The 26,474-nt window shown below is 70.1% G+C and carries 32 protein-coding genes and 1 pseudogene; 6 read left to right on the forward strand and 27 right to left on the reverse strand.

The window, feature by feature from the left end; genetic code table 11:
• Window positions 1-65: 65 nt before the first annotated feature.
• The 8 genes from ACZ5GH_RS10985 to ACZ5GH_RS11020 form a co-directional block, all read right to left on the reverse strand.
• Window positions 66-626 carry a phage terminase large subunit family protein gene (locus ACZ5GH_RS10985; RefSeq protein WP_464336814.1) on the reverse strand — a complete coding sequence of 187 codons (561 nt, stop codon included), beginning with the start codon at window positions 624-626 and terminating at the stop codon, window positions 66-68.
• Window positions 627-722: 96 nt separating this feature from the next.
• Entirely contained in the window at window positions 723-1,577 is an 855-nt protein-coding gene (locus ACZ5GH_RS10990) for a hypothetical protein (protein WP_464334089.1), read from the reverse strand.
• Between the two features lie 127 nt (window positions 1,578-1,704).
• A complete protein-coding gene (locus ACZ5GH_RS10995; protein WP_464334090.1) occupies window positions 1,705-2,469 on the reverse strand; it encodes a hypothetical protein in 765 nt (254 codons plus the stop codon).
• Window positions 2,470-2,675: 206 nt separating this feature from the next.
• Window positions 2,676-3,779, reverse strand: a complete 1,104-nt coding sequence (locus ACZ5GH_RS11000) for an N-6 DNA methylase (protein WP_464334091.1) — start codon at window positions 3,777-3,779, stop codon at window positions 2,676-2,678.
• Between the two features lie 87 nt (window positions 3,780-3,866).
• A complete protein-coding gene (locus tag ACZ5GH_RS11005) occupies window positions 3,867-4,064 on the reverse strand; it encodes a hypothetical protein (RefSeq protein ID WP_464334092.1) in 198 nt (65 codons plus the stop codon).
• 346 nt (window positions 4,065-4,410) lie between these two features.
• Window positions 4,411-4,761 (reverse strand): hypothetical protein, encoded by a 351-nt coding sequence (locus ACZ5GH_RS11010; RefSeq protein ID WP_464334093.1) that lies wholly within the window; start codon window positions 4,759-4,761, stop codon window positions 4,411-4,413.
• Window positions 4,762-4,835: 74 nt separating this feature from the next.
• Complete coding sequence (locus ACZ5GH_RS11015) at window positions 4,836-5,192, reverse strand: hypothetical protein (RefSeq protein ID WP_464334094.1); 357 nt, start codon at window positions 5,190-5,192, stop codon at window positions 4,836-4,838.
• Between the two features lie 56 nt (window positions 5,193-5,248).
• Complete coding sequence (locus tag ACZ5GH_RS11020) at window positions 5,249-5,527, reverse strand: hypothetical protein (protein ID WP_464334095.1); 279 nt, start codon at window positions 5,525-5,527, stop codon at window positions 5,249-5,251.
• A 561-nt stretch (window positions 5,528-6,088) separates the two neighbouring features.
• Here ACZ5GH_RS11020 and ACZ5GH_RS11025 point away from each other — a divergent pair.
• Genes ACZ5GH_RS11025 through ACZ5GH_RS11035 form a run of 3 tightly spaced genes read left to right on the forward strand, consistent with a single transcriptional unit; the run spans window position 6,089 to window position 7,672 of the window.
• Window positions 6,089-6,334, forward strand: coding sequence for a hypothetical protein (locus ACZ5GH_RS11025; protein ID WP_464334096.1), 246 nt, complete (start codon window positions 6,089-6,091; stop codon window positions 6,332-6,334).
• A 60-nt stretch (window positions 6,335-6,394) separates the two neighbouring features.
• A complete protein-coding gene (locus ACZ5GH_RS11030; protein WP_464334097.1) occupies window positions 6,395-6,709 on the forward strand; it encodes a hypothetical protein in 315 nt (104 codons plus the stop codon).
• A 12-nt stretch (window positions 6,710-6,721) separates the two neighbouring features.
• Window positions 6,722-7,672 (forward strand): S8 family serine peptidase, encoded by a 951-nt coding sequence (locus tag ACZ5GH_RS11035; RefSeq protein ID WP_464334098.1) that lies wholly within the window; start codon window positions 6,722-6,724, stop codon window positions 7,670-7,672.
• 78 nt (window positions 7,673-7,750) lie between these two features.
• Here ACZ5GH_RS11035 and ACZ5GH_RS11040 read toward each other — a convergent pair.
• A pseudogene (locus ACZ5GH_RS11040) lies at window positions 7,751-7,849 on the reverse strand (ATP-binding protein); the annotation flags it as partial.
• Window positions 7,850-8,017: 168 nt separating this feature from the next.
• Here ACZ5GH_RS11040 and ACZ5GH_RS11045 point away from each other — a divergent pair.
• Window positions 8,018-9,228 (forward strand): IS3 family transposase gene (locus ACZ5GH_RS11045; RefSeq protein ID WP_464334099.1). Its coding sequence is split into 2 segments (ribosomal slippage): window positions 8,018-8,312 and window positions 8,312-9,228, totalling 1,212 coding nucleotides; the frame shifts between segments, so codons are not numbered across the junction.
• Window positions 9,229-9,249: 21 nt separating this feature from the next.
• Here ACZ5GH_RS11045 and ACZ5GH_RS11050 read toward each other — a convergent pair.
• From ACZ5GH_RS11050 to ACZ5GH_RS11130, 17 genes are all read right to left on the reverse strand, one after another.
• Window positions 9,250-9,822: a hypothetical protein gene (locus ACZ5GH_RS11050; protein ID WP_464334100.1), complete on the reverse strand. Its 573-nt coding sequence runs from the start codon at window positions 9,820-9,822 to the stop codon at window positions 9,250-9,252.
• Window positions 9,823-10,046: 224 nt separating this feature from the next.
• A complete protein-coding gene (locus ACZ5GH_RS11055; RefSeq protein ID WP_464334101.1) occupies window positions 10,047-10,493 on the reverse strand; it encodes a hypothetical protein in 447 nt (148 codons plus the stop codon).
• Between the two features lie 292 nt (window positions 10,494-10,785).
• Window positions 10,786-12,273 carry a DNA cytosine methyltransferase gene (locus ACZ5GH_RS11060; RefSeq protein ID WP_464334102.1) on the reverse strand — a complete coding sequence of 496 codons (1,488 nt, stop codon included), beginning with the start codon at window positions 12,271-12,273 and terminating at the stop codon, window positions 10,786-10,788.
• Between the two features lie 11 nt (window positions 12,274-12,284).
• Window positions 12,285-12,443 carry a hypothetical protein gene (locus ACZ5GH_RS11065; protein WP_464334103.1) on the reverse strand — a complete coding sequence of 53 codons (159 nt, stop codon included), beginning with the start codon at window positions 12,441-12,443 and terminating at the stop codon, window positions 12,285-12,287.
• Between the two features lie 221 nt (window positions 12,444-12,664).
• The gene (locus tag ACZ5GH_RS11070) at window positions 12,665-13,117 is read right to left on the reverse strand and encodes a hypothetical protein (protein ID WP_464334104.1); all 453 of its coding nucleotides are present in this window, start codon (window positions 13,115-13,117) and stop codon (window positions 12,665-12,667) included.
• A 78-nt stretch (window positions 13,118-13,195) separates the two neighbouring features.
• Window positions 13,196-13,510, reverse strand: a complete 315-nt coding sequence (locus ACZ5GH_RS11075; RefSeq protein ID WP_464334105.1) for a hypothetical protein — start codon at window positions 13,508-13,510, stop codon at window positions 13,196-13,198.
• Entirely contained in the window at window positions 13,497-14,330 is an 834-nt protein-coding gene (locus tag ACZ5GH_RS11080; protein ID WP_464334106.1) for a hypothetical protein, read from the reverse strand. Before ACZ5GH_RS11080 ends, ACZ5GH_RS11075 begins: the two co-directional genes overlap by 14 nt.
• 34 nt (window positions 14,331-14,364) lie before the next feature.
• Complete coding sequence (locus tag ACZ5GH_RS11085) at window positions 14,365-14,769, reverse strand: hypothetical protein (protein ID WP_464334107.1); 405 nt, start codon at window positions 14,767-14,769, stop codon at window positions 14,365-14,367.
• 88 nt (window positions 14,770-14,857) lie between these two features.
• Window positions 14,858-15,247 carry a hypothetical protein gene (locus tag ACZ5GH_RS11090; RefSeq protein WP_464334108.1) on the reverse strand — a complete coding sequence of 130 codons (390 nt, stop codon included), beginning with the start codon at window positions 15,245-15,247 and terminating at the stop codon, window positions 14,858-14,860.
• Between the two features lie 90 nt (window positions 15,248-15,337).
• Window positions 15,338-16,243, reverse strand: coding sequence for a helix-turn-helix domain-containing protein (locus ACZ5GH_RS11095; protein WP_464334109.1), 906 nt, complete (start codon window positions 16,241-16,243; stop codon window positions 15,338-15,340).
• A gap of 48 nt (window positions 16,244-16,291) precedes the next feature.
• A complete protein-coding gene (locus tag ACZ5GH_RS11100; protein ID WP_464334110.1) occupies window positions 16,292-17,431 on the reverse strand; it encodes a PD-(D/E)XK nuclease family protein in 1,140 nt (379 codons plus the stop codon).
• 176 nt (window positions 17,432-17,607) lie between these two features.
• On the reverse strand, window positions 17,608-18,648 hold the full coding sequence (locus ACZ5GH_RS11105) for an AAA family ATPase (protein WP_464334111.1): 1,041 nt from the start codon (window positions 18,646-18,648) through the stop codon (window positions 17,608-17,610).
• Window positions 18,649-18,741: 93 nt separating this feature from the next.
• Complete coding sequence (locus ACZ5GH_RS11110; protein WP_464334112.1) at window positions 18,742-19,107, reverse strand: hypothetical protein; 366 nt, start codon at window positions 19,105-19,107, stop codon at window positions 18,742-18,744.
• Between the two features lie 213 nt (window positions 19,108-19,320).
• Complete coding sequence (locus ACZ5GH_RS11115; protein WP_464334113.1) at window positions 19,321-19,911, reverse strand: hypothetical protein; 591 nt, start codon at window positions 19,909-19,911, stop codon at window positions 19,321-19,323.
• Between the two features lie 274 nt (window positions 19,912-20,185).
• A complete protein-coding gene (locus ACZ5GH_RS11120; RefSeq protein WP_464334114.1) occupies window positions 20,186-20,437 on the reverse strand; it encodes a hypothetical protein in 252 nt (83 codons plus the stop codon).
• Between the two features lie 29 nt (window positions 20,438-20,466).
• Window positions 20,467-21,321: a peptidoglycan-binding protein gene (locus ACZ5GH_RS11125; protein ID WP_464334115.1), complete on the reverse strand. Its 855-nt coding sequence runs from the start codon at window positions 21,319-21,321 to the stop codon at window positions 20,467-20,469.
• A 71-nt stretch (window positions 21,322-21,392) separates the two neighbouring features.
• A complete protein-coding gene (locus tag ACZ5GH_RS11130) occupies window positions 21,393-21,752 on the reverse strand; it encodes a hypothetical protein (protein ID WP_464334116.1) in 360 nt (119 codons plus the stop codon).
• A gap of 121 nt (window positions 21,753-21,873) precedes the next feature.
• Here ACZ5GH_RS11130 and ACZ5GH_RS11135 point away from each other — a divergent pair, with 121 nt between their 5' ends.
• Both ACZ5GH_RS11135 and ACZ5GH_RS11140 read left to right on the forward strand, forming a co-directional pair.
• A complete protein-coding gene (locus tag ACZ5GH_RS11135; RefSeq protein WP_464334117.1) occupies window positions 21,874-22,827 on the forward strand; it encodes a Shedu anti-phage system protein SduA domain-containing protein in 954 nt (317 codons plus the stop codon).
• Between the two features lie 261 nt (window positions 22,828-23,088).
• A protein-coding gene (locus ACZ5GH_RS11140) for an IS3 family transposase (protein WP_464334099.1) occupies window positions 23,089-24,299 on the forward strand; the annotation gives its coding sequence in 2 pieces (ribosomal slippage) (window positions 23,089-23,383 and window positions 23,383-24,299; 1,212 coding nt in all).
• A 161-nt stretch (window positions 24,300-24,460) separates the two neighbouring features.
• Here ACZ5GH_RS11140 and ACZ5GH_RS11145 read toward each other — a convergent pair.
• Window positions 24,461-26,473 (reverse strand): hypothetical protein, encoded by a 2,013-nt coding sequence (locus ACZ5GH_RS11145; protein ID WP_464334118.1) that lies wholly within the window; start codon window positions 26,471-26,473, stop codon window positions 24,461-24,463.
• Window position 26,474: the final 1 nt, after the last annotated feature.

The raw sequence follows: 26,474 nt of genomic DNA on the forward strand, positions 1-26,474 counted from the left end.
CACCTGTCGCTCGTCCCGTGCTGGACGGCAGGGTATCCGTCAACCGGACCGGGATGCACCGTGATTCACCGCCGTCCGGAGAGCCGCTGGTCGTCGGCCTTCCGCGGCGGCGGCATGCTCAGGTCGAGGAGAAGATCCCACACCGCCCAGACAGACGAGTCCAGCAGGTCGGGCGAGTCCTCCGTCTCCCCAAGACCCACGAAGGTGGTCTGCTGCCCCTCCAGCTCCGCGAAGAGCCGGACCGGTCCGACGTAGTGCGCCCGCGCCTGCTCGTACACCTGCGCCACCGGCGCCGACCGGGCGCGCTTGCCGCGAGTCGCGTGCACGATCCGCCAGTTCACGGTCGGGACGACCTCCATCAGCAGCGCCGGCAGGTAGTCACCGCCGTTGTTCGCCTCGATGACGACGCAGTCCGCCTTGTGCTGGTGGTACAGCTCGGCCGCGCGCCGCATCGACGCCGTCGGGGTGTGGCGGCCCTGCTCGGCGTGCAGGAGGTAGGCGTGCGGTCGACTGTCGCCGTAGGTCGATAGGTTAGGGATGCCACGGCCGGCGGCGGTGAACGTGGTCTGGTCCGCGTTCTCATGGCTCTTCGTCGCCGGGTCGATCGAGACGACGACCCGGTCCAGCTCGGGAACGTTTCTCGGCGTGGAGGCCGAAGCCCTCGACCTCGGACATAGACCCCTTCACGGGCGCCTTCGACGTCTTCCAGGTCCTCTCGGTGGTCAGGCGGCGGGCTGGTGGGTGGGGATGCCTTGGCGGAGGCGGGCGTCTTCGGTGAACAGGCGCAGGATCGTTTCGTCGTCGACGGGTGTGGTGTTGCGGGTGTGGGTGTGGTTGGTCCAGGTGCCGTTGGTGCGTTCCCAGATGACCTTGTCGTGGACGACGTGGTCGCCGTCGGTGAAGGCGGCGGGCACTTGGGGGTAGGGGATTTTGGGGAGGGTGTTGGGGTCGACGTGGCGGTGGGCGATGACGGGGACGAGGGTGCTGCCGCTGTGGGACAAGGTGGTGGGGAATTTCCACCAGGTGTCGGGCAGGCTGGTCATGGGGCCGCGGGTGGGCGGGGTGACGGTGCGGGTGGTGCGTCGGTATTCGCCCCGGCCTCGGTGCCGGATGCTGGTGACGACGGACTCGTGGCCGGTGGCGGTGTGCACGATGACGTCGCCGCGGCGTAGGAGGCGGGCGGGGAGGTCCATGACGCCGTAGGCGCCGATCCGGCGTTCGGGGTGGCGGGCGGCCGGGCTGTAGGGCCAGTTGGTGACGTAGGTGGCGATGGTGTCGACGAGTTCGGTGACGGCCTTGGCCGGGTTGTTGCGGCGGTCGAGTCTGCGGTCGACGAGGGTGATCTGCTCCTGGGGGAGGGCGTTGTTGGGGTCGCCGAGGTAGTGGATGGCGTGGAGGCCGCCGATCCCGGCGGCGTCGCGGTCGACGGTGGCGTGGTTGTCGGTGGTCCAGATGACGGTGTTGTCGGGGAGCGTGACGGCGACCCAGGAGGTGTCGGAGGAGGCGTGACCGCCGCAGGTGGTGGTGATGCCGTGCTGGTGGAGGCCGGTGGTGATCAGTTCGCGCAGGGTGTTCACGATGGGTTCCTAGGCTGGCCCCGGGGGAGGTGGGGGTGCTCCCCCGGGTGGGTGTGGTTCGGGTGGCGGGGTGGTTCGAGGGTGGTGTTGGCGGGTCGGTGGGCTGCGGCCGGTTCCGGGGGGCGGGTTAGTTCTGGTTGGTGGATGCGCTGCTGGTCTTGCGGGTGCGGGGCGTGCTGGTGCGGGTGGTCGTCTTCTTCTCGGCGGTGACCTTGGTCGTTGCTTTGCGGGCGGCGGCGGGCTTGGTGCCGGCGGTTTTGGTGGCGGTCTTGCGGGCTCGGGTCGGCTTGTCGGCCGGGGTTCGGGGCGCGGTGGCCGCGCGCTTGCGGGGGGTCTTGGCGTTCGGCTTGAGGGTGTCGGAGGGCTGTGCGGGTGTGGGGCCGGTGGGAATGTCGGTCTCGCTCGCGTCCGGGGTCGTCGGCGCAGGGGCGGCCGGGTCGGTGGTGTCGGCGGGCTTGGGGTTGTATGGGTCGGATTCGGTCGGTGCCGAGGTGTCCGGCTGGTTGGTGGTGGTCTCCCAGGGGCGGTGGCCGACGTAGAGGGGCGCGTCGTCGAAGGTGGGCAGCAGGTCGCGGAGGAGCGTGGCGTGGATGAGCTCGGCCGGGTCGCCGTCGAGGCCGTGGAGGTGCATGACGGCGTGGTAGCTGCTGCCGGGAGGGAGGGCGCCGCGCCGGGCGGGCTGGGTCCCCTTCGGGCGGCGGCCGGGGGCGGTGGCCCAGAGCTGGAGGGTCACGCCGTCGAGTCGGATTCGGGCGCCGATGCTTCGGCCTTCGTGGTTGCTGAGGCGCTGGACGCCGGGGTCGTCACCGGGGCGGGGGCTGGGGGTGTAGCCATCGAGGCGGGTTGCGAGGTCCTGGAAGGTAATGGAGAGGGTGGTGGTGGTGAGCAGCATGGTGTGGTCCCTTCGTGGGTGGGGTGAACCCAACCCATATATTTTAGATTTTATACTCATTTAGGGCAGTGTTATCGGCTTGCCCATCCGGCCCCGCTGGGCTCAGGCTTGGATTTCTCTCGCGAGCGACCCCCCTCCATGGAGCCCCTCCTTCATGTTTCTATTTTATACTCAATCACATGGGCTGTCTACTCCTCTTCCCGTGGTCAGGCCACCTTGTCCGCCACGACTCCGGCGAGCATCGCCTCTGCCTTGCCGACGGCGGCGATCATCGTCGCGCCGCCGAGCAGGTTGTCCCGGTGCCTGAAGATAGCGGCCTTCTCCGCCAGGGCGAGGCGCTCGGTGTCGCCCTCGGCGAGCACGTCCCCGCACCAGACGGTAGTGTTCGGGCCGAGTCCCCAGAGGATCACGTTGACGGCCGCGCCAGCTGCGGCGATCGGGTCGATGTCGTTCAGGTGCCAGCGGCAGGTTGCCGGGTCGATCCGGTGCTCGCGCAGGACCTGGGCTGCGGCGCGGGTCATCCCGCCGGTGCCGCCTGCGGGGTCGCAGAGGCTGTACCCGGGCTGGACATCGGAGCAGTCGCCGAGCTGCATGCGGGCCATGAGCTCGCAGACCTCCGGCGGAGTGTGGTACTCCCCCAGCGCCTCCCTGGAGCCCTCGCTGCGCAGCGTGGTGACCATCCAGGACATCAGGTCGCACTCGGCGAGGTCGTAGGGGTCGCTGGAGCCGGTGACGGTGAACAGGCCGCTTGTGATCGCGGCGTGGGCGACGGCCCGTACGCAGGCGAGTTCGTGCTTGCTCAAGGCCTCTTCCGTCCAGGAGGCGATCGGCGCGGCCCGGTGGACGAGGTCGGGGCGGCGCATCCACCAGTGGGCCCAGCATTCGCGAATCAGACGGAGAAGGTCGGTGGGGCTCAGGCCGAGCATCCAGTCGGCCTGCTTCGGGGCATCCGGGCCCTTGAGGGGCCACAGCGCGAGGGCCGCGACCACGCCGACGGGGATCTCCATCCGACTTCCGCCGTGGTGGCTGTGCCACGCGCGGCTAGCGGCCTCGGCTATGCGCTGCGCCGCCTCGTGCGCTCGGACGCCGGACGGCACCGGGAAGGTCCGGAGCTTCGACTTCGGCGCGGACGGGGGCGCCGGCGGGGCGGCTTCCAGGCTGGGGAGGGCCACGGGGGCCAAGTGCGCGAGGGCGGTTCGCCGGTCGGCGGCGGGCGCAGCCGCGATGCGCAGCCGGGGCTGCGCCTGGGCCGGGCGGGGCTCCTCGTCGTCGAGTTGGGCGAACAGGTCGAGCTGTTGAGACCGCTTCATGATGGTTTGTCCTCTGTTGTTGGGAATGGAGAGGCCCGGCCGGTGGGCTGCGGCCGGCCGGGCCGCGTGGATGTGCTGGGGAGGGGTTCAGGCGGCGGAGCCTTCCTGCGCCGGGCCTATCCGGCAGGGGATCCGGGCTCCGCCTGCTCCAGGGTCCCGGAGCCGCTGCTCGTGCTGTTCGGCGGCGATGAGGCGAGTGTCGAGCTGGGCGTCGGGCAGGCGCCGGATGGCCGGCCGGGCCTTGCCGCAGGCTGCGGCGACGCGCTGCTCGTCGCCGCTGATCACGGCGAGCCGCCATGTGCCTGCCGGGCGATGGCCATTCCCGCGAGGCCCCTGCGGTGGAACGGGGTGGCCTGGTCGAGGGCGGCGGGCCGGGCGTCGTCGGGTGTCCGGTCGCTGCCGCTGCTGGGGAGGGACCCGGGGTTGGCGGGGCTCTGGGCCCCGGCTCTGCTCGGCGTGGAGCGGTTCAGGGCGTGCGGGCGGTCAGGGCGTTGCGGTGGACGATCACGTCGAGGCGGGGCGGTTCCCCCGCAGGGTGCCCGGGCCGGCGAGGGAGAGCACGGTGTCGGTCAGGGTGGTGGCCATGGGGGGGTTCGGGCTTGGTCATGGTGTGCTCCGTCGGTGGTGCCGCTCAGTGGTGGAGGTGAGGGTTGTCGGCGACCACGTCGCCGACGAGGTCGGCGATGTGGTCGACGTCGCGGAGGTCTCCGGCGTGGTGCAGCGCGGTGTGGAACAGGTCGGGGTAGTGGAAGTGGGCGACGAGGTCGAAGTACTGGGTGATGTCGAGGGCGAGCAGGTGGTAGGGGCGGCGGGCCCAGGAGACCGTGGTTGCCAGCTGGAGGAGCGTGCCGGTGGCCATGACGAGTTCGGGGCACGCCGCGTGGCCCACGATCGTCCGCACCACCTCGGTCAGGTGCTGGTCGGGGACGAAGCAGAGTTCCTCGGCGAGGGTGTGGTCGGTTCGGGTGTTGCTGGCGGGCATGGCGGTGTGGCCTTTCGGGACTGGTGGGGAGGGGTGGTCGTGGCCCGGCCGCCGCGGGCGGCCGGGCCGGGTGGTCACGGGTTGAGCTGCGGGTCGTCGATCAGGGCGACGGCGATTCCCGAGGCGACCTCGGTGATGCGGTCGGCGTCGGCGTCCAGTGCGAGGCAGTGCCGGTACAGGTCGGCGTAGTAGCGGTTCCAGACGAGTTCGTGGAACTGGGTGAAGGTCAGGTCCCGAAAGGCGTCGGGCCGGACGGTCCAGCCGACGGTGATGGCGTGCTCGACCATGGTGAAGGCGTTGTTGGCGCCCCGGAGACTGAAGGAGTCGGCCGAGGTGATGGCGTCGAGGATGGCGGCTTCGTGGTGCTCGGGGCCCCGCATCATGACGGTGCCGAGGTAGCTCATGGAGTCGATGCTTCCGAGGATGGTCATGGTGTTCTCCGATCGATAGTTAGCCCGGGGCCGCTGCCTCGGGCCGGGTGGGTTGGTCAGGCGGTGAGGTAGTCGAGGACGGTGAGAGAGAAGTCCCGCGGGAGGGCGCCGGGGCCGGCGTCGCGGCTGGTGGCGTAGTTCTCGGCGAGGGCGAGGGTGTCGAGGACGGCGTCCTCGCGGTCGGGGCGGGCCAGGAGCCGGGCGACCGCGTCGAGCGCGAGAGCGGCGGCGGAGAGGGTGAGGCGATGGATGTCCTGCTCAGAGCGGGCGGCGCGGGAGCGGGCGAGGCTGGCGTAGTGGCGGGCCTCTTCGGCAGCGGCGGTGAGCGCGTTCATGGTGATTCCCTCCCTGGCGGGTGGGGGCCTCTCCCCCTCCCCTTATGTTTAGATTCTATACTCATTAAGGATGGGGGTCCACTCCGCCGGGAAGTTCTCGACGGGTAACCGCTGCTACATTTCCGCAGGCCAGAGCTTCGGCGACGCCGCCACGAGAGCAGCGGCACGGCCAGTGCGCTCCCCGAATTCACTCATCCACCAGGAAGAACCCCGAGCCAGGCCGACGATCGCGCACCCAGCAGCAGTACGACCTCGACCCCCCTCCGGATAGCGGCCGTCCGCACCGCGACCTTCAGCAGCTCGTCGATCAGCGCCGCACGCGAGGGACATCGCACGCCCCAGCAACGCCCGCGCGGGCACCTTGAACCTCGCGATCCGGGATCCCGCCGGTTCACGGGCAGTCCTTGGGCACTGAAGGCATGGACATGATCGAAGGCTCAAGATTCGCTCAACTCCCTATCGGCTAGACGAGGTTCGTGTGAGGATCTGAAGGTCCCTAACCGGGGCTTTCATGAAGGGGGAGATCTAATGCGCATACGTCGAACTGTCTCAGTTCTGGCAATGTCGGCAGCAGTCGTGATGGGGGGCGCGGTCGGCGCCAATGCGGCCACCGTTCCGGCGGTCAACTACGGCCAGTGCGATTACGACGGTCCCGCGGGCTGCACCGACTACTTCCAGCCGACCCGTGAGGCTTGCGAGGGTGTGGTGGCATGGTGGAATACCGGCTACCGCGGTGACGCCTACTTCGCCTACAAGTACCGCACGTGTACGACCAAGTTCGCTGGCGGTTTGGGCGGCCGGGGCTGATCTGACGTTCCGGGGGAAGGGCGCGTGACTTCAGCTCTTCCCCCGGAATAGCTTGGACGCGTGTGCTCGCCCACGGGCGAGCACACGCCTAAGCCGTCGACGCCAGTCGGCGCGATTCGCATCGAGACAAGGAGGGATGCTTTGGGGGTTGTTATTGCGCTCATGGCCGGGCTTGTGGCAGCAGTTGCCTCTGCCGTTGTCGTCCTGGTCCGCCGTGACCGGTCGCGTGGCGGATTCTCCAAGGATCCCGCCGGCTTCCTCATCGAACAGCAGCGCACCGTACAGGCTCGCCATCTACGCGGCACCTATTCCAGTCAAGCTGTCCACCACGGAACCGGCATGGCATCGGACGACCTGTACAAGCACTACCACTAGAGGCGGCCGGACATGGCACGCGGATTCCGGTTCCTCGCGGTGGCAGTGCTGTTGGGTGGACTCTGCCCAGCCTCCTCCGCAGCTCCGGCGGGCGCCGACGCCCTGCCCTGGCCCTTGCGAACCCTGAATGCCGCCTCTGCGTGGAAGAACTCCACCGGTGCGGGTGTGATCATCGCCCTGGTCGACAGCGGAGTACAGGCGGACGCCGCGCTGACCGGACGTCGCCTGCCGGCCATGGACTTCACCGATTCAGGCACCCCCGAGACCGACGATGACCAGGTGGTATCCCACGGCACCATGATGGCGGCTCTGATCAACGGTGCCCAGGGCCTTCCTGGTCTGGCACCCGACGCCACCATCCTGCCGCTGAAAGCGATCACTTCCAACCCCAAGGCCACGGCCCAGGGGGACGCTGCGGCGATCCGGTACGCGGCAGACAATGGAGCGAAGGTCCTCAACCTCTCGTTCGGCCTTCCTGGTTCGCTGGACCCGTGGCGGGACGCGGTGCAGTATGCGCTGAGCAAGGACGTCGTCGTCGTCGCGGCCGCCGGGAACTCGGGTTCCTACAGGTCCCCCATCAGCTATCCGGCGGCCTACGAGGGTGTCCTGGCGGTCAGCGCCATCACGTCCGACGGGCACCTGTCCCCGCTGTCCACGTGGGGCCCCGGGCTCGGGATCTCGGCACCAGGCGCATCCATGCCGCTCTACAGCCGGGGATGCGCCGACACCACCACGGCCTTCGCCATCTGCACCGGAGACGGCGGTACCAGCGCGGCTACCGCCTACACCTCCGCCGCCGTCGCCCTGCTTCGTTCCGCGCACCCGGACTGGGACGCCCGGCGCGTCATCGCCCATCTGCGTGAGACCGCACGACCACCCCACGACGACGTTGAAAAGTACGGGTCGGGAATCCTTGCCCCCGACCTCGCACTTGCCCGGCCTGACACGAACGGACCCCTGTAGCTGACAACATCCTGCCGGGTGGGACAGGCCCACGCTCAACCCAACCGCCGTCTCCACCAATTCCTGGGTGGCCTGGTAGCGGTAGGACTCGGTGCCGGTCTGGATCAGCGTGCAGCGGAAGGTGATCCGGTCGGCGATGGCCGCGCAGAGGCGGGCGTCGCCGAAGGTGGGATCCATCTCGGCGGCAAGCTTTCTTCCACCAATTCCCGCCTACGCCAGACCAGTTGAATCGCTCGCCGTGGGCCGTTGCATCTGTGGCCACGCGACGCCGGGCCCTGACCCCGGATGTTGGACACCAGAGACACTTGGATCTTGATGGTCCGGGTGGACAGGAGTCCTGCACAGATGGTGATGAAGCACTACCCGCCGCAGTTCAAGGTGGACGCGGTCGCGTTGTACCGGTCCCGGCCGGGGGCGACGATCAAGTCGGTCGCCGAGGACCTCGGGGTGAACACCGAGACCCTGCGCAACTGGATTCGGACCGCCGACGGACGCCGTCCCGCCTCGCACTCGGCGGCCGGGGCTCTCGCGGCGGTTCCGGCCGCTGACGCGGTGCAGGCCGAGCTGGCGGCCGCGCGCAAGAGGATCCGCGAGCTGGAGGAGGAGCGCGACATCCTGCGCAAGGCCGCCCGGTATTTCGCAGGGGAGACGCGCTGGTGAACCGCTGCCAGTTCGTTGCCGACCACCAGCGCCGCTACGGCGTCAAGCGGTTGTGCCAGGTCCTGGGCATCGCCCGGTCCAGCTTCTACTACTGGCAGACCACCGCCCCCGACCGCGCCGCCCGGCAGGCCGCGGACGCCGAGGTCACCGCGCGGATACGCGCGGTCCACGCCGCCTCGGACGGCACCTACGGCGTCCCGCGCGTCACGGCCGAGCTCCGCGACCAGGGCGACGTCGTGAACCACAAGAAGGTCGCCCGGCTGATGAACGCCGCCCAGATCGCCGGGCTGCGGCTGCGGCGCAAGCACCGCACCACCATCGCGGACCCCGCCGCGGCGAAGGCCCCGGACCTGGTCGGCCGCGACTTCACCGCCGAGCAGCCCAACCGGAAGTACGTCGGCGACATCACGTATCTGCCGGTCGGCGGCGGCAAGTTCTGCTATCTCGCGACCGTGATCGACCTGTGCTCGCGCCGGCTGGCCGGCTGGGCAATCGCCGACCACATGCGCGCCGAGCTGGTCATCGACGCCCTGGCCGCGGCCGAGCGGACCCGCGGCAGCCTGCACGGGGCGGTGATGCACACCGATCACGGCTCCCAGTACAGCAGCAGGGTCTTCGCCGAGGCCTGCCGCCGGGCCGGCGTCCGGCAGTCGATGAGCGCGGTCGGGTCCAGCGCTGACAACGCGCTCGCGGAGAGCTTCAACGCGACGGCGAAACGCGAGACCCTCCAAGGCCGAAAGAGCTGGTCAAGCGAGCGCGAGGCCCGCCTGGAGCTCTTCCGCTGGCTCCACCGCTACAACACAGTCCGCCGCCACAGCAGCCTCGGATACCGCAGCCCGATCGCCTACGAGACCGCCCTCAGCACAACATCAACTACACTCGCCCAAGCCGCATAACCCCGTGTCCAACATCCGGGGTCAGGGCCCGCCTGCGAGAGCGCGACGGTGCTGTTCGGGTAGGACGGCCACGGGGTGGCCGAGCCAGTCGCGGCCCATGTGCGCGAGGACGGCAGCGTCCGCCTTGTCGTACCGTCCTGGGCCTTCGCACTCCAGGCCGTACCGTTCGGCAACGAGGTCGCGAACCATGCCCTTCGCCACCCGCGCGCGCACCTGCTTGGGGTGGTCCTTGGCCGGGTTGGCGACCCCGCACGCGTAGATCTTCAGCGAGGCCGGCGGAACCTGGGCGTAGGGGATCCCGCTCTCCCACAGCATCTGGGTCACCATCCACCACAGCCCCCCGAGCTCATGGTGCCCGGCCTGCGCGCCGTGCCCGTAGGCCGCCCCTTCGAGGACGACGAGGTCCGCGCGCCGGACCCGGTCGGTGATCTCCCGCTTGTGCCAGTCCAGTCGGGGGTGGCCTCGCAGGTTCCTGGGCCGCAGGGCGTCGGCCCAGTCCACGCCGGCGATGCCGGTGGAGGTAAGGGACAGGTCGAGGCCGATGACCAGAGGGGTGGACCCCTTTGGTGTGCTCGCGATGCTCGCGGTGTTCATTCGGGTTCGTGCTTCCTTGCTGGTGACTGGTGGGCCGCGACCGGCCCCATCCCGGGCGGCGGTGGTACTGCTGAGGTGGTGCGGGCCGGGTCCGGCCGCGGCGTGGGCGGGCTCCGGCCGCACGCCCTCAGCGGTCGCTGGTCGCCGTCAGCCCCTCCCCTTCGGGCCGGTCGGGGTGTTCGTCCGCTGCCGGGGCTTCGGAGGCGGGAGGGTCGCGGCACGGGTCAGGCCGCGATCGCGAGGGTCAGCTGCTCCTGCGCCGGTTCGGTCTCCGGCTCGGCCTGCGGCGGAGAGTCGAAGGCTGCCTGGCAGGGATCGCACGGCTGCTCCCCGACGACGCGGTGCCGCTCGTGGCCTGCGACACTGCCGCAGATGCCGCGGGGCTTGCCGGGCAGGGGCAGGTCGAGGTCGTCGACGCCGTCGACGGTGCCGATGACCTCACCGCCCAGCCACAGGCGGCCGCCGGCGACGCCGTCGAACTTCGATGGGTGGGGGCGGGTCTGGCGGATGCACATGGCCCGGTGCGGGCAGGGCACGCACTTGGGCATGACCGGCGTGCACATCTCGATCAGGTCGCCCTTGTTCGCCCAGCCGCCTTCGGCGGGGCTGAAGAGGGGGTCGCGGTAGCACTCGGGAGTGAAGACGTCGGTGTCGGGCAGGGCGATGAACACGGGCTTGGTGGTCCTTGTCGGTGGGTGCCCTGTCCGGCCGCCCCGGAAGGGGGGCGAGGCGGCCGGGCAGGAGTTCAGGGGCGGTCGGCGGGTCGCCGGTGGAGGCGCAGCAGGATGAGGCGGCGGCTCGGGTCGTGGCACACGCAGGTGACGTAGTCCTCCAGGAGCGGGCTGCCGTCCCAGCCGCCGGCGCCTTCGCAGTGGCGGCATTCCGGGTCGGGGGCCTGCGCGAGGACGAGGGCTCGGCGTGGTGGCGGGTCCAGGCGAAGGCGCCACCGCGGCCGGGGGCCGGTCACAGGACTTCCAGCAGCTGGCGGCCGATCCAGTGGGCGACGTTGCAGGACACCGCGTTGCCCGCTTGCATCGTCTGTTCGGCGCCGGTGCCCAGGACGATGTAGTCGTCAGGGAACCGCTGCCCGGCCAGCTGCTCCTTGGGCTTCAGCATTCTGAACCAGCAGTCCTCGATGCTCTCCGCGGTGACGACGACCGCCGCCGAGTCCCGGGTGGACAGGGCGTGGAGCGGGTAGCCGGCGTGCTTGGCGGTGGCCTTGCGGTACGGGACGACCAGGGTGTTGCGGTCGCGGGGGTCGACGCGGCCTCCCGGCATGACGAGGCCGTGGTGGTTGCCCTGCGCGCTGACCGTGGAGATCGGGGCGTGCACCGAGGAGGTGGAGGCGTTGTTGCGGAATTCCACGATGTACGGGGCGGTGAGGAGGGCTTCGGACTCGCGGGTGGTGCGGGTCCGTAGCGGCTGCTCCGCCGGATACGGTTCGGTGTTCCAGCTGCCGCCGACCGGCACGATCAGCGCCTCGCCCTGCTTGGTGCTGCGGGTCGGCATCGGCCGCTCCGTGACCGCGTAGGCCCGGTCTCCGCCGTCCTTACCGTGGGTGAGGGTGATCGAGTACGGCTCGTACGGGTACTTCGCGCGGCCGGCTTCGATGCGCTGCATGGTGGTGTCGGCGAGCTTCCTGCTGCGGGAGCCGATGCGCTGGCCGAGGTCGGTCCAGTCGATGGCCGCGCTGGCCGGACGCACCCACGGTTCGACGAGGGCGTGGCGGCAGCGCGTGTTGGGGCAGCGGTAGTCGTACTGCTTGCTGTACTTGCCGATCGTGATCTTCGGGTCTCGCCAGGTCTGGACGGCGTTGACCTGCTTGGCGCACTCGAAGCACCACGCCGCCGGGGACGGGGTGAGGTTGGGCTTGCGCATGCCGCGGCGGGTGAACGTGATGTAGATGCGATCGCGCCACTGGGGGGCACGCAGGTTGCTCTCGTCGCCGATGTGCGCTGAACTCACGGATATGATCTGGTAGTTGTAGCCGAGGGCCTTCATCGCGGCTATCCATGCCGTGAACAGGACCCAGTCGGTCGCGAATTCGAGCACGTTCTCCACGACGATCGCCCGGTAGCGGTGGACCTCGGCGGCCCGTACGACGCACCACGCCGTGACCCGGGTCTTCTCGAACGCGGCGTCGGGCAGGACTTTGAACTCGTCGTCGCCGTCGAGGAGGTCGAGCTGCGGGGTCTCTCGGCGGCGGCCGCCGGCGGGGCTGATCTCGGTGCAGATCACCGACGCCCACAGCACGTCGGTTCTGGGCAGGTAGCGCATCGGCATGCCGGAGACGTCGACGCACAGGTGGTCGGCCCGGCTGTGGTTGGCGGCGTGCGTCTCCAGCGCAAGGGCCCAGTGGTTCACGCCCAGGGCGAGTTCAAGCCCTGCCTCGACAAGGCCTGTCGAGGAGCCGCCGGCACCGCACAAGAAGTCGGTGAAGGTGATGGACACGGGGGCTCCTCTCAGTTCTCGGCGCCGTCGGTCGCGGGTCGGGTGGGCGGGCAGGTCGGTTCGGGGCTGCCGTTGCCGGGGCGGCCGGGGTGGGTCCTGGTCGCGAGATGCGAGCGGTTGGCTGCCTGGGGCACGTCGGGCGGAGACGGGGTGTTGTCGGGGGTGGGCATGCGGAGTCCAAGAGGTGATGGCGGGCTCATAGTTGATAGCCCATACAAGTCGAGGGAAGGGGTGCTCAGGTCCGGCGGGCGATGCCGTCGTGGCCGGCGGGGAGGCGCAGAACGTTCAGCCCCAAGGGCGCTGGTGTCGAAGCGGCGGTCCTGGTCGTCGTCAGCGGCGCCGGCAGATCGGATGAGGTGGAAGTGCACCGCCATGGCGGGGGCCTTCGGGTTCAGTTGGAGCGCAGGCCGGCGTGATCGCCGGCCGCGTGGAGGAAGTCGATCCAGGGGTCCCATTCATCGATGAGGGCGCTTACGGCGGCCCGCTCGTCGCGGGGGGCTCGCTGGTGGGCGGCGAGGGCTGCGGTGATCTCGGCGGGGGCGATCAGCCAATTCTCGCCAGTGGCGAGCTTGTGGCGGGGGATGCCGGCCGGGTTGGGGATGCGTGCCGTCAAGATTCCGTGGAGCGTCGCTGCGGCGGCGTCCTGTGAGTGTGCGGGCAGGACCTCGCCGGTGAGGGCGAGGGCACTTTCGTGGGCGCTGGCCGCGAGGGTGAACATCTGGCCGTGCAGGTCCTGGATCATGCCGAGGCGGTCCATGGCGCGCACGACGCGGGCGTGGGTGAAGTGGTCCAGGAAGTAGGTGACGGTGGGGTCGGACAGTTCGAGCTGGTAGGCCCTGCCCATGGCGCTCTCCATAGGGGGTGAGGTCGGGTGATAGGTCCCCGGGCCCGGCGTCGGGCCGGGTCCGGGGTGGTGTGGTGTTCAGGGGCGCTTGCGGGCGCGGAAGGCGGTGCGGACTGCCCAGAGGGGCAGGGTGAAGGCGGCGACGCTCAGGGCGAGGGAGAGGGCCTTGATGGTGGTCACGGGCTGTCGCGCTCCCGGCTTGTCGGTGGCGTAGGCGGTCGTCGTGGTGGCGAGGTCGGCGTGTCCGAGGTGAGCGGCGCACACTCTTGTTGGGCCCGCGGGGGACCAGATGGGCGGGACGGGCGGGCTCGCCCAGAACAGTTCCGTGAAGCGCAGGGGCAGCTCGGGGCCGTCGTCGTGCGGCTGGTCGCCGCCGGGGTCAGCCACGGGCATTCGCCGTCCGCGCGGGGCACTGCGGCGCGGTGAAGAGCCGGAGGCTGGCCAGGTAGACGCCGTGCGCGTCGCCGATCTTGATGCCGTCCGCGATCTGCTGGCCGAGCTGGTCCTCCTCCTCCCGGGTTTGCGGGTGAGTGAAGCGGCAGACGCATGGGCCGTGGGTGGCTTCGCTGGTGTAGGCGAGTTCGGCAAGGGTCATCTGGACGACCCGGGTGTGGTCGCGGTCGGCGAGCGCGTAGCGGGGCCAGTCGGGGCTCAGGTGCTGCTGGGTGAACTCGGCGGGCAGGCTTCGTGCGACCGCCCAGGCGTATCGGGCGGCTTCCCTGTTCGCGCTCGGGAAGGCCTTCCTGATCTCGTAGGCCGCGGGGCCGTGACCGTGGATCGTGGTGACGGTGACGACGACGGGGTGGCTGTGGGGGCCGGTCAGCAGGGCTTGTTCTCGCGCTCCGAGGTAGGTGTCGATGGCGACCAGGAGCGGGGAGAGAAGAGCGCCGTTGAGGAGGTCGGTCCCGTCCGGGGTGGAGTCGTACACGGTGTCGCGGACGGTCGGGTTGTCGCCGCTGCCCCTGATCGCCCGCCAGGCGATGGCGGTGTCGATGTCGTCGGGGAGGTCTCCGATCTCGTCGCCGGTGTCGATTCGCAGGTAGCTGCCGTCGGGCAGTTCGGCGGTGATCGCCTCGGTGTCGCCGTCGGAGGTGATGTCGGTGACGAAGCCGCGGCGACGCAACGCGGAGATCAGGGGACCGAAGGCCTTGTAGCGGGCCTGCCAGTCGGGGTCCGTGACGCGGGGATGGGTGGGCAGTGGCGCGAAGGTCATCAGGGGCTCCAAGAGGTCGTGTCGGCCGGTGGGGTCAGGTGAGGCGCAGGAGGCGGGTCAGGAGGCCGCGTCGTCGGGTGCGGGTGGGCTTCGGGGAGGGTGGGGGCGGCAGGTAGCGGGCGATGGCGTCGAGGACGGGGTTGGGGTTGGTGCCGAGGTGGTGGTGGTCGCCGAGGAGGGTGGAGTCGTAGATGACGGCTCGCTGGCCGGTGGGGAGGGTTCGGGTGATCTGCCAGCCGGTGGCGCCGCTGGGCTTGCGGGCGGCGGCTCCTCCGATGCCGTCGTCGGTGACGGCCAGGAGCGCGCCGTCGGGCAGGTGCAGGTGCAGGCTTGCGTGTCGGCCTTGGGCGGCGAGGTGGAAGGGGATGCCGGCCCGGCGGGCGAGGTCGGTGATCGGCTGGTAGGTGTCGGCGAGGGCGGGGGTGTCGAGAGGTGGCACGCTTCCTCCATTCATGACGTGGAACTCTTTCATGATTTCCCATACAAGTCGGGAGCGGCCGGGGGTGCGAGCCCCGGCCGCGAGGGGGCTAGGCGGCGCGCTCGGCGGAGTGCCGGTCGGACCAGGCGGTGAGCATGGTGGCCATTGCGCGGAGCTGGGCGGCGAGGCGCCGGGCGTTTCGGATGTCGAACTGGTTGGGCTCGGCGGGCAGTTCATGGCGGCGATGGCCGAGGAGGTCGAGGAAGTCGTCGACGCGGTTGGACAGTTCGGCCGCAGGGGCGTCGGCGGCATCCCGGTCGGGGGCGGCGTTGACGCTCTGGGCGAGGGTGGCGAGCTGGTCGAGTTCGTCGTCGATCTCTTCGTTCTCGGCACGCTCGGTGGCGATGGTGCGGACGAGCGGGTCGAGGATGCTGGAGTAGTCGAGGGCATAGGTGGGGCGCCCCTGGTTGTCCTTGACGGCGATGAGCGTGGGCAGCATGTCGATTCCCTTCGTCTGGGGGCTTCCCCCTCTTCGTGTTTAAATTCTATACTCATTAAATGGGGGACACAAGCTCCGCCAGGCAGTTACCTATTCGTGATATTTGGCGCGTTGGCGCGCCGCCCTGACCGCCTCGAACGCCTCCCGTCTCGCCGACTGCACCGCGTCCGAGCCGGCCTCCGCCTGCTCTCGCCGCACCTGGGCGTCCCTTCGGAAGCCGTCCAGCCACTCCTGCTCCCGATGCCTCTGCGCCGCCGCACGGTCCCGCTCCTCTGCCTGCCGCTGTGCCCGGGCGCTGGTTCCGCAGGCCCGGCAGTTCGCCGCGACCTTCCGGTGACGCGAGCACGGCCGCACCTGCGACTCCGCCCGATCCGCCGGCTCCCCCGCGGCGCCAGCCGTGGGGGGTAGGGGGGTAGGTGGGACGTAGGTAGGAGAAGGAAAGGAAGGGGTTCCCCCAGGGGAACCTGGTGGGTTTCCCTGGGGCGACGTGTTGGGTTCCCCCGGGGGAACCTTCGGCCCCGGTGGAGGTGGGTTCCCTTCGGGTGACCCACGGCGCTCGGCCGCCCGAAGTTCCCGCTCCTCGATGTCGCGGGAGGTACGCGCCGGGGCCGCCGGGGCAGCACGCGAGGTCCGGGGCCGTGCCAGGCGAGGGTTGCGCGGCGCGGCGACCGCCGCCCGCTGACGCTCGCCCAGCTCGTCTCTGTCGGGGATGCTCGGCACACCGGACGGGAACACGCGGTAGAGGGCTGCCCGGCCGGGCTTGCCGACCTCCACGCGCTCCACCAGGCCCCTCGCCACCAGGTTGGTGACCAGGGTGATTGTGCGCTTCTCCGACACGCCGGTCCATGCAACCATGCGGCGCAGGCCGGGACGCGCCAGGCGGCTCTCGTCGTCCGCGCTGTCGCAGATCTTCATCAGCGCCAGCTTCTCGGCGGGGTTCTTGCCGATCACCTCCGGCGGCAGGTATGCGGCGGCGACCATCAGTTGTATCGACATGCGGGGCTCCCCCTCGGCGGCACGGTGCGAACTGGTGCTGCACCGCGCTCACTTGGGGGCCGCCTTGACCTCGATCCGGCGGGCGCCCTTCTTCACGACCCTGCGCGTGGGCACCGCGAGGCCAGCGGTCACGAGGGCTTTCACCATGCGGTCCGCGTCGGGGACCATCGGTATCGGCGCGCCGAGGTCGTCGAACAGCTCGATCATGGCGCGCACGTCCGGCTCCTCCACCTCCTTGTCCTCGCCCCGCCACGCCAGGACGTTGCGCCCGTACGTCCCCGCTTCGGCGCCGTCGACGGCCTTGCGCACGAACTTCTTGATCCGGTCGGCCTCCGCCCAGTCCTTGTGCGCGCTGGCGTAGTCCGCCAGGTGCACCGCCACGTCCTCGCGGTTGTGCACGATGTTGGCCTGTACCGGCCGCCCGGGCGCCGGCACGCCCCAGCAGGCCGTCGCGAACGGGCAGTAGTCGCACACGGTGTCGATGCCGGGCCCGTAGAACGAGCGGGGGGCCTGGTCGGGATGCTCGGTCTCGGTGATCCGCTCCAGCCACCACACCGCCTCTTCGGCGATCTCCGGGTCGTAGGGGAACTCCTGGATGAACTCCTCGCCGGAGTCGCGGGAGATGAACCGCATCCGCACCCGTTCGACGTCGATCGGGCCGAGCCGGGCCAGGACCCGCTGGCCGTCCACGTCAGCGAAGCCGCCGGTGCGCAGCAGTCGCACATAGGTCATGACCTGCCGCAGCTCTCCGGCAGTCGCGCCGTAGCGCCGCACCTCGTCCCAGCGGTAGATGGTGCGGGTCTTGATGTCCTCCACGGTGTTCACGTCCGCGGCGACCTTGGGACGCAGGCGGCGCGGGAGCTGGCGGGCGGTGGCCCGGTCGAGCTGGACGATGTCGATGCTGCCGCGGATCGCCGCCGAGGTGACCCGCTTCTCGACGAGCCAGCCGAACTCGCGGCGGGCGGCGGTGGTCAGGCCTTCGTGGATGTAGGTGCCGAGCATCGCGGCCGGGCTGACGACGTGGTCGGACGGCTCCCAGCCGTGGTGGATGTACGCGGCGCGACGCTCGCACACGAGGTCGGACGCGCCGAGCTGGCGCTGCCGGGAGCGCGGTCGGGCCTGGTCGACGGCGTCGGCCGCGACCCAGATGGACGGCGACTCCGGTAGGTCGAGGACGGGGGTGGACATGGGTGTACTGCTCCAAGAGGTCGTGACGGCACGGAGGCCCGCGAGGGGCGGGGCCGTCGGCAGGAGGGCACGCCGAGGTGCCAGCGCGGCTGCGGTGTGCGGCGTGCCGGCCGGGGTACGGTGCGCGTGGGTGACGACGGGGCCGGGCTCCTGGCGAGGAAGCCCGGCCGTGTCGGTCAGGCCGCGGCTGGGGTCTCGCCCACGATTTCGGCGTCGGCTTCGGCCTGCTGTGCCTCGGCGGCGGCACGCAGGCGGGCGGCGTCGCTCTCCGGGACGTCGTCGATGCCGGCCTTCGGGGCGGCGAGTTCGGCGGCACGCGCCTTGACCGCCCCTCGGACGGTGTGCCACTCCATCTCGGACAGGCCGGTCTTCGACCCGGCGTCCAGCTCGTCCCACAGCTTCAGGCAGGCGTCGCGGTCGTCGGCGGCGGCGATGCGCTCCATCCACGGCCCGGTTCGGTCGCCAACCAGGACGGGCATCTGGCGGGGCTGACTGGCGGTGGAGCAGCCGAGCAGGTCGAACACCAGCCGCTCGATGGTGAAGTCGGGCAACTGCATGGGCTTGCCGCTCTCAACGCGGAACTTGAGGGTACGGGCCTTGACGAGCTCAGGAATCTGGTCGCGCCGCATCCGCACCCACATCGTGACGTCGAAACAGAGGTCCTTCTGCGCAGCGACCTTCCACTCGCGCACGGGACGGCGCCGGTCGTCCAGCAGGGGCTGGCCGTCCTCGTTCGTCGCCGAGATCTCCTTACCCCTGGCCAGCATGATCGCCACGCCGGGGAACGTCTGCATGGCGCGGATGACCCGGTCCCAGCGGTTGACGGAGTCGTTCCACAGGTTGCGGGTGACGTCGATGTTCGCGTCGGGGTCGTCGCGCAGCTTGTCCCGGTTGCGCTTGGAGCGGCGGGCCCGGGCGTGTGCCCAGTCGGACAGCATCCGCCACAGGGCGGTGCCGGAGTCGACGATGAGCACGACCGGGGGCTCGCCGGCTGCGGCGGCCCGCCGGGCTTCCTCCTTGACGGCCTCAACCTGCTCGGCGATGTCCACGTAACTGCCGTCGTGCTCGATCACTTCGAACCTGGCGCCGGGGATCGCCCCGTACTCGTCGGCGGTTCCCTCGGACAGGTCGAGGACGTAGCAACTGCCGACACGTTCGGACTTCGTGAACTCGATGGCCGTATAGGACTTTCCGGCGCCTTCCTCGCCTTCCAGCAAGATGAAGGGGAAGGGGATGACGCAGGTGGGCTGGCGGGACTTGATCTTTGGTGGCACGGGTGGTTCTCCAAGAGGTCATGACAGTGCGGTGCTTCAATCCGTACGCAGGGCACGGACTTCGATGCGCGGTGCCCACTCGGGGTGAAGCTCGATGAGTAGGCGGGCGTAGCGCGACCTGAAGTCGTTGTTCAGCCGGAAGTCGCCGTCGGATCCAAGGGTGGCGCGGCCGTAGGAGTAGCGGACGAGCTCGAAGAGCATGCCGAGGCTGATCGTGGCGAAGCGCGCTTCGATGCACTCCGCGGTGAGCCGCTCCAGCTCGGTGAGGACCCACGGGTTCGCCCCATGGAACTGCTCGAACCGTTCCTGGATCGTCCCCGCGCGGGGCGTCCCGGCTGTGGGCACGACGATGCGGCGGACGGTTTCCAGGCCAGGCAGGTGGTCCTGAGTGACAGCGGACACGGCGCTCTCTCCCCTCAACTTGATGGGGATACTAAGCATGAGTTCCCATACAAGTCGAATTTCCGACCATCCCTCTTCATGGAGAGGGATGTCGGGCGACCTCCACTGCGGCGGCGAGCGCACCCCCATGAGCGACCCCCATTTTGGGGGCAGGCCCCTCGCCTGCCCTCTTGTTTGTATTTTATACTCATACATGGAGGTGGTCAACTGCGGTCAGCTCTTCTTCTTGATCCCCCTCGTGAGGATCTTCGATCCGGGGCCGTCGTACCGGCCGCTCTTGAGCGCCTCCACGACCTCGCCATTGATCTCGGGAGTCTTGCTCTTGATCTTGGAGAAGCGGTCCGTGCTCTCCAGGCCGTCGGTGGCGCTGCTCAGCAACCACAGCGGCGAGCCCGACAGGGACCAGTCCGGCCCCGGGAACGCGCTCGCCTTGATCGCGGCGCTCAGTCGGGGCAGGAACGCCGCGGGATCCTCATCGAGGATGGCGACGATCTCCTGCTGGCCGACGATCGGCGGCAGGTCGGCACGCTGCACCGTCAGCGCGGACACGAGACCACGCCCCGGAGACTGTTCCTCCACCAGTTGCTCGACGACCGTCATGTTCGGCTCCTTCGGGCGCGCGAACCTCTCGCCCTGGGCCACCGCGAATCCCAACGTCCAGTAGGCTCGGCCGCTGACGATCACCGCTTCGCTGTAGTCCAGCTGCCCGCGCTGGATCCACTGCGCGACGTTGCGGGCCGTCCCGTCGTAGATCGCGCTGAACTCCTGCTGGCCGACGAGCACCGGCTTCCTCTTGACGCTCACTTCCGCCACTCCCTGCCATCGTGAAAAGTGAGTATTAAGACTATGCCCAGGCTGTGGAAAACCTGGTATCGAGCCCCGGTGATAGAGTATGAAGTCCAAGAGGTCGGGCCCCCATTCCGCAAGGAACGGGGGCCCAACTTGTTCTCGGCTGGCGCCGGCCTTCGGCCGTTATCGGCTCACCCCGTCACGGGGCAGGTAACTCGTGGACGTGGCGCCTTCCAGAGGCTCCGTCCGGCCGGACCGACTGTCACCGGCAGGTGCCACGCCGCCACCCCTACTGGGGCAGCACGGCCTTCACCACCGGGTAGGACGGAGGCTTGGCGTAGCCGAGCAGCCAGCCCCACCGGGGCGACAGGTAGTGCTCCGCCGCCCGGAACACCGCGTAGTAGACGAAGGACACCAGCGGTACCAGGACGCCGGCGAGGGCGGTGGCGTCGATGTCGAGGCCATAGCGGGCGGCGGCGGCCACCAGCCAGCCCGCCAGGGCGGGCACGCCGGTGCGCAGCAGGGACAGGTAGAAGTTCACCGAGCTCCTCTCGGTTGCGGGGGTATCAGTCAGGACCACAGACGGCTCCAGGTGGACGGGCCGGGCAGGCCGTCCGCATCGCCACCGCCCCAGCCCTGCGCGCGCTGGAACGCGGCGACGTTCGCCCGGTCGGCTTCGCCCCAGGACCGCGACGGGCCGACCTTGTAGGCGCCGCCGAAACCCTTGCGCACGAGCTGCTGCCCGAGGGCCAGGATCGAGTCGTTCACCCGGCCGGGCCCGAAGGCGTCCCGGCCGGGGAACGACGGCGGGCCGGACGGCTGCGGGGCGGGCCCGTTGCCGAGGCGGGCGGCAACGCGGGCGCGGAAGTCACCCATGTCGATGCCGCGCGGGTCCGGCTTGCCCGGCTGCCACTCCTTGTGGCCGATGACGGACCGCTCAGACCAGCCGTGCGCCCGGCACACCGCGGCGGCGGCCCGCACCATCGACTCGACCTGCCCGCCCGGCCAGCCCTCGGCCCCCGTCCCGCTGTTGACGCACTCGAAGCCATAGAAGCGCGAGTTGCCATCGGTGTTGGCCTGGTCGGCCGGAGGCAGGGCCCGCTCGGCGATGACGGCCCGCAGAACGTCCCCATCGCCCGCGCCGGCGTGGTTGGTCCGGCCGTAGCCGACCAGGTGCACGCCGCCGTCGCGGTCGATGACGCCATGGCACAACGGGCCCGGCAGGCCGTCGTAGCCGTCGCGGCAGATCTGCACGGAGCTGTCAGTGCCGGAGGTGGCGGTGTGGTGGATCACGATGCCGTGCACCGGACCCCACGCGCCCTTGTGGTTGCGGTTGTGTGCGCGCCAGTCACCGACTTCGGTGACGGAAAGCCCCTCGCCGCGAAGGGCGTTGAGGAAGGCGTCGACACTCAGAGGCGTTGCCAAGATGTGGTTCGCGTTTCTCCCCCGCGCACCATGGTCATGTACTGCTGTCCAACCGGCCCCGCCCGGCCGGTCTACGCGTGGCTGCCTTTCGACAGCAGCCACAGCTGGAGTGCGGCGACGACGAGCGGCGCGATGAACGCGCCGATCATCCACCGCCGGGTGGCGGCTGCAGCGTCCTCGGTGGTCTGCCGGGCACGGACCTCGGCTGCGAGATCCCGCTCCAGGCCGGCGAGCCGTTGATCCACCAGCCGCTGGTCCGACTGGTACACGTCCTTGGTCACCGCCTGCTCGATCCGGCCGGCCAAGACTTGAAGATCACCGCGCAGGTCCTCCCGGAGCCCGGCCATGCCGTCGCGCTGGTCCTCGCGGAGCTGGAGGAGAGCGCGCTGAAGCTCCCACAGGGTGGGCTCGGCGGTCGGCGGCACGGTCAACGGGAAACTCCTGAGCGGCACCCCCGCACCGACAACCATCCTAGGGCCGCCGAGTGACGGTCCCGGATGGAATGCTGTGCGGCACCGAGCAGGGCGAGAACTCCCGGAGGTACAGGTCACCATGAAGGTGGGCGTCACCACTACCACTGCCCGACAGATCGGGGACGGACTTTGGCGGGCTGCGGACGTGCTGCGCCGCCTTGCCACCCATGAAGGCGACGGGGTCGAAACTCCTCTCACTCGGATGCGGGCGGACGAACAGCAGATCCTCAGGATGCTGAACCCGGACGACAAGGTCCGTCTCGCCTACGCGGTCGACGGAGACCGGGCGGCGATCACTGGATACGATCTCGGGGATGGATGGGCCCCCCTTCCCCTTCTGGACATCCCTTTTCAGCAGTCACCTGACCAGGTCGGGCTGATCGAGTCCGAGGGCCGCATCCACGTCGTGTCCGCCAGTTCTGAGGGCGCAGGCACTCTGGAAGGCGCCGATCTCCTCGAACTCATTCGGCTCCGAACGTACGGGGCCGGCGGTTGGCAGGAGCGAGTCCGCGAGCTTGAGGACCTGATCAACGACCCCAAGGTCGAGGAGCTCGCACTCCAGCAGTTCTTCGAAGCCAATCCCGAGTTCCTCCTCGGTGACGCCTACGAGCGGGCGATCCCTCACCTGTACCTCCCGCTTGAGGGGCAGCGGTTCTTGCAGCCGGACTTCGGACTCCGCCCCCACAACCCGAATGCCCTCGGGGACCTGCTGGACCTGAAGCTTCCACAGGCGAAGCTACTGACTGGCATACCAGCCCGACGGAAGCTGTCTGCCAAGGTTGCAGACGCTGCCGCCCAGATGCGGACCTACCAGCGGTACTTCAACGACCCTGCAAAGCGCGACGCGATCAGGCAGCGGTACGACACCCGGTTCTACCTCCCCAGGCTGTTCGTCGTCATCGGACGACGGGCCGACGTGGACCCGATCGACCTGCGCGATGCGGAGTCAGGCTCCCACGGGTTGCAACTCGTCACGTATGACGACGTGCTTGAGCGCGTCCGGTCGAAGGGCAATGCGGTGGAGGGACATTGAGCTGGTGCGGTCCAGGACCTCTAAGTCGAGCCGGTAGGCAACTCGATCTTTCCGTGGCTGATCCAGTCTTTGGGAAGCCATCGGATCGAACGCTCTGCAGCTCGCACAGCGGTCCTGGAGCGGAGCGAGGGCTGACCAAGACGGACGGCCTTCGCCTCGTGGCGGCGGCTGGGTGGTGCAGCAAGTGGGCCCTGACCCCGGATGTTGGACACCAGAGACACTTGGATCTTGATGGTCCGGGTGGACAGGAGTCCTGCACAGATGGTGATGAAGCACTACCCGCCGCAGTTCAAGGTGGACGCGGTCGCGTTGTACCGGTCCCGGCCGGGGGCGACGATCAAGTCGGTCGCCGAGGACCTCGGGGTGAACACCGAGACCCTGCGCAACTGGATTCGGACCGCCGACGGACGCCGTCCCGCCTCGCACTCGGCGGCCGGGGCTCTCGCGGCGGTTCCGGCCGCTGACGCGGTGCAGGCCGAGCTGGCGGCCGCGCGCAAGAGGATCCGCGAGCTGGAGGAGGAGCGCGACATCCTGCGCAAGGCCGCCCGGTATTTCGCAGGGGAGACGCGCTGGTGAACCGCTGCCAGTTCGTTGCCGACCACCAGCGCCGCTACGGCGTCAAGCGGTTGTGCCAGGTCCTGGGCATCGCCCGGTCCAGCTTCTACTACTGGCAGACCACCGCCCCCGACCGCGCCGCCCGGCAGGCCGCGGACGCCGAGGTCACCGCGCGGATACGCGCGGTCCACGCCGCCTCGGACGGCACCTACGGCGTCCCGCGCGTCACGGCCGAGCTCCGCGACCAGGGCGACGTCGTGAACCACAAGAAGGTCGCCCGGCTGATGAACGCCGCCCAGATCGCCGGGCTGCGGCTGCGGCGCAAGCACCGCACCACCATCGCGGACCCCGCCGCGGCGAAGGCCCCGGACCTGGTCGGCCGCGACTTCACCGCCGAGCAGCCCAACCGGAAGTACGTCGGCGACATCACGTATCTGCCGGTCGGCGGCGGCAAGTTCTGCTATCTCGCGACCGTGATCGACCTGTGCTCGCGCCGGCTGGCCGGCTGGGCAATCGCCGACCACATGCGCGCCGAGCTGGTCATCGACGCCCTGGCCGCGGCCGAGCGGACCCGCGGCAGCCTGCACGGGGCGGTGATGCACACCGATCACGGCTCCCAGTACAGCAGCAGGGTCTTCGCCGAGGCCTGCCGCCGGGCCGGCGTCCGGCAGTCGATGAGCGCGGTCGGGTCCAGCGCTGACAACGCGCTCGCGGAGAGCTTCAACGCGACGGCGAAACGCGAGACCCTCCAAGGCCGAAAGAGCTGGTCAAGCGAGCGCGAGGCCCGCCTGGAGCTCTTCCGCTGGCTCCACCGCTACAACACAGTCCGCCGCCACAGCAGCCTCGGATACCGCAGCCCGATCGCCTACGAGACCGCCCTCAGCACAACATCAACTACACTCGCCCAAGCCGCATAACCCCGTGTCCAACATCCGGGGTCAGGGCCCAGTCGGCCGCCCGCGTCGGCACCAGATCGTGAACCGGCAGCGTCCAAACGGGCATCGGGCCTAGCGGTACGCGGCGGACCCGGCTCCTGGGAAAGAGGGGGCCGGACCCGCCGGCTCCAGCACAACTGTCGTCAGTCGATGCTGGACCACTCGACACCGCTGAAGGAGATCCAGCCGCCGAACGACCCGGTCGCGGTCCAGACCTCCAGGTTGCCGTTCGGTTGGAGGAAGAGCGTCGCGGCTGCCGGGTCGGCAGCGGAGACGGTGAAGACTTCGCCGATCTTGGGGCGCAGTGCGGGGTCGTCGATGACGGCGACGACCCCTCCGCCGAAACCTGCCGGTACGGCCGCGATTCCGCGCAGCATCACTGTACCGTCGGGCCTCTTCTTGAGCCCGACCGGGCGCCAGCCGGCGAGCGAGGTACAGCCGTTCTGGAACGTCGGTGTCGTCCACACCGCCGACTCCACCCTGACCACGCCGCTGGTGACGACGACGTCCCCGCCCTGGACGCGGACTCCGGTGCTGCTCTGCAGCAGCATCCCGCCCGCCAGCGCCCTGACGGTCAGGCCGGTCTTGTCGAGGTAGGTGGCGGCGACCTGGTCGACGAGCTGCACGATGTGCTGGGAGCAGCTGAGCAGCTGGATCGCCGACTTGGCGTTGTCCTGGCGCCGGGCGGTGGCGATGACCGACGCCTCGACGGAACCCGACGTCGTTCCGGCGGTGGTGGTGACGGAAGCGCCGCCGGACTGCCAGCCGCCGACGGCTTCCAGCGTGGCACGGCCCTGGGGCGCGTATCCGGCGTCCGGGCCGCCCGCGGACAGCACGAGGCGGCTGGTGTGGGCCCCGTCTGGTGTCACCTGCGGGCTGGACAGGGTGCTGCTCGGCGCGCTTCCGTCGGGGGTGTCCTGGACGTTGGCGGTCAGCCGGGCCGGCGCCCGCTCGGCGGAGGCACCCGAGTAGAGAAGGGTGGACGGGGCGGAGGTGCCGTTCACCGGGTCGGTCGGGATCAGTACGACCCTTCGGCCGGTCGTGCCGGTCTGCAGGGTGCCGCCGGTGACGGTGCCGCCGGTGATGGTGACGCCCTTGATGGTCCGGCCGTCGATGGCGTCGGCGGACAGCGCGGCGGCGGTGATCGCCCCCGCGGCGAGCTTGTCGGCCGTGATCGAGTTGGCGGCGAGCTTGTCGGCCGTGACCGACATGGCCTTGAGCTCCCTACCGGTCACCGAGTCCGCGGCGAGCTTCCCCGCCACCACGGAGTCGGCGGCGAGCTTCGCCGCGGTCACTGAGTTGGAGGCGATCTTCGAGGCGGTGACCGCGCTGGCGGCGAGCTGCCCGGCCGTGACGGCGCCGGCGGCGAGGTTCGCGGTCGTTACGGCCCCTGCGGCGAGTTCACCGGTGCTGATCGCTGCGGCGGCGATCTCCCGCGCGGTGATGGCGTCTGCGGCGATCGTGCCCAGGGTGACCGCGTCGGCGGCGAGCTTCCCCGCGACAACGGCCGCTTCGCCGAGCTTCGCCGCGGTCACGGCGGCGTCGGTGAGCGCCTTCTCGTCGATCGCCCCGGCGGCGACCTTCGCGGCGGTCACGACGTCGTCGGCGAGCTGAAGTTCACCCACGATGCCGGCCAGGACTTCCTGGGCAACGACCGGGGCAGGCCCGGCGGTCGCGGTGCCGGACGGCGTCGATGCCTTGCCGGAGGTGGTGCGCGCCACCAGGGCGACCCACACCGGCACGGTGGTGGGCACGGTGACGGTGCCGCCCTGCGGGGTGGCGATGGTGGTGACGAGGGTGGCGGGCGACGGCACGAACAGCGCGGTGGTTGAGGCGTGGACCTCGACGTGGGCCAGGTCCAGGGGGCTGACTGCCCCGTCGGCGAAGCCTCCGTTCCAGGTGACGCGGACGCCACCGAGGGCCGCGGCCGCGGTCGGCGCGCGCGGCGTGGGAGGGACGGGCCCGTTGACGGCGGTGATGCCCGTGGTGCCGTCGGGCTGCTGGCCGATGATGGCACGGAGCCGGCCGCCGGACGTGACGGTGAGGGCGCCGTCGTCGATGCTGCTGTGGACGAGCCGGGAGGAGCGGGACAGTTCGAGCAGGGCCGTCTCCAGCGTCGCGATGCGCGTCGCGAGGGCGTCCAGGGCGGTGGGCACG

The sequence above is a fragment of the Kitasatospora sp. Xyl93 genome (genome assembly GCF_055383135.1).

Excerpts from the sequence above, each read along its gene's own strand:
- ACZ5GH_RS10995 (WP_464334090.1), bottom strand. The coding sequence starts at position 2,469 with ATGCTGCTCACCACCACCACCCTCTCCATTACCTTCCAGGACCTCGCA.
- ACZ5GH_RS11000 (WP_464334091.1), bottom strand. The coding sequence starts at position 3,779 with ATGAAGCGGTCTCAACAGCTCGACCTGTTCGCCCAACTCGACGACGAG.
- ACZ5GH_RS11010 (WP_464334093.1), bottom strand. The coding sequence starts at position 4,761 with ATGCCCGCCAGCAACACCCGAACCGACCACACCCTCGCCGAGGAACTC.
- ACZ5GH_RS11015 (WP_464334094.1), bottom strand. The coding sequence starts at position 5,192 with ATGACCATCCTCGGAAGCATCGACTCCATGAGCTACCTCGGCACCGTC.
- ACZ5GH_RS11020 (WP_464334095.1), bottom strand. The coding sequence starts at position 5,527 with ATGAACGCGCTCACCGCCGCTGCCGAAGAGGCCCGCCACTACGCCAGC.
- ACZ5GH_RS11025 (WP_464334096.1), top strand. The coding sequence starts at position 6,089 with ATGTCGGCAGCAGTCGTGATGGGGGGCGCGGTCGGCGCCAATGCGGCC.
- ACZ5GH_RS11035 (WP_464334098.1), top strand. The coding sequence starts at position 6,722 with ATGGCACGCGGATTCCGGTTCCTCGCGGTGGCAGTGCTGTTGGGTGGA.
- ACZ5GH_RS11050 (WP_464334100.1), bottom strand. The coding sequence starts at position 9,822 with ATGAACACCGCGAGCATCGCGAGCACACCAAAGGGGTCCACCCCTCTG.
- ACZ5GH_RS11065 (WP_464334103.1), bottom strand. The coding sequence starts at position 12,443 with ATGCCCACCCCCGACAACACCCCGTCTCCGCCCGACGTGCCCCAGGCA.
- ACZ5GH_RS11070 (WP_464334104.1), bottom strand. The coding sequence starts at position 13,117 with ATGGGCAGGGCCTACCAGCTCGAACTGTCCGACCCCACCGTCACCTAC.
- ACZ5GH_RS11075 (WP_464334105.1), bottom strand. The coding sequence starts at position 13,510 with ATGCCCGTGGCTGACCCCGGCGGCGACCAGCCGCACGACGACGGCCCC.
- ACZ5GH_RS11080 (WP_464334106.1), bottom strand. The coding sequence starts at position 14,330 with ATGACCTTCGCGCCACTGCCCACCCATCCCCGCGTCACGGACCCCGAC.
- ACZ5GH_RS11090 (WP_464334108.1), bottom strand. The coding sequence starts at position 15,247 with ATGCTGCCCACGCTCATCGCCGTCAAGGACAACCAGGGGCGCCCCACC.
- ACZ5GH_RS11095 (WP_464334109.1), bottom strand. The coding sequence starts at position 16,243 with ATGTCGATACAACTGATGGTCGCCGCCGCATACCTGCCGCCGGAGGTG.
- ACZ5GH_RS11100 (WP_464334110.1), bottom strand. The coding sequence starts at position 17,431 with ATGTCCACCCCCGTCCTCGACCTACCGGAGTCGCCGTCCATCTGGGTC.
- ACZ5GH_RS11135 (WP_464334117.1), top strand. The coding sequence starts at position 21,874 with ATGAAGGTGGGCGTCACCACTACCACTGCCCGACAGATCGGGGACGGA.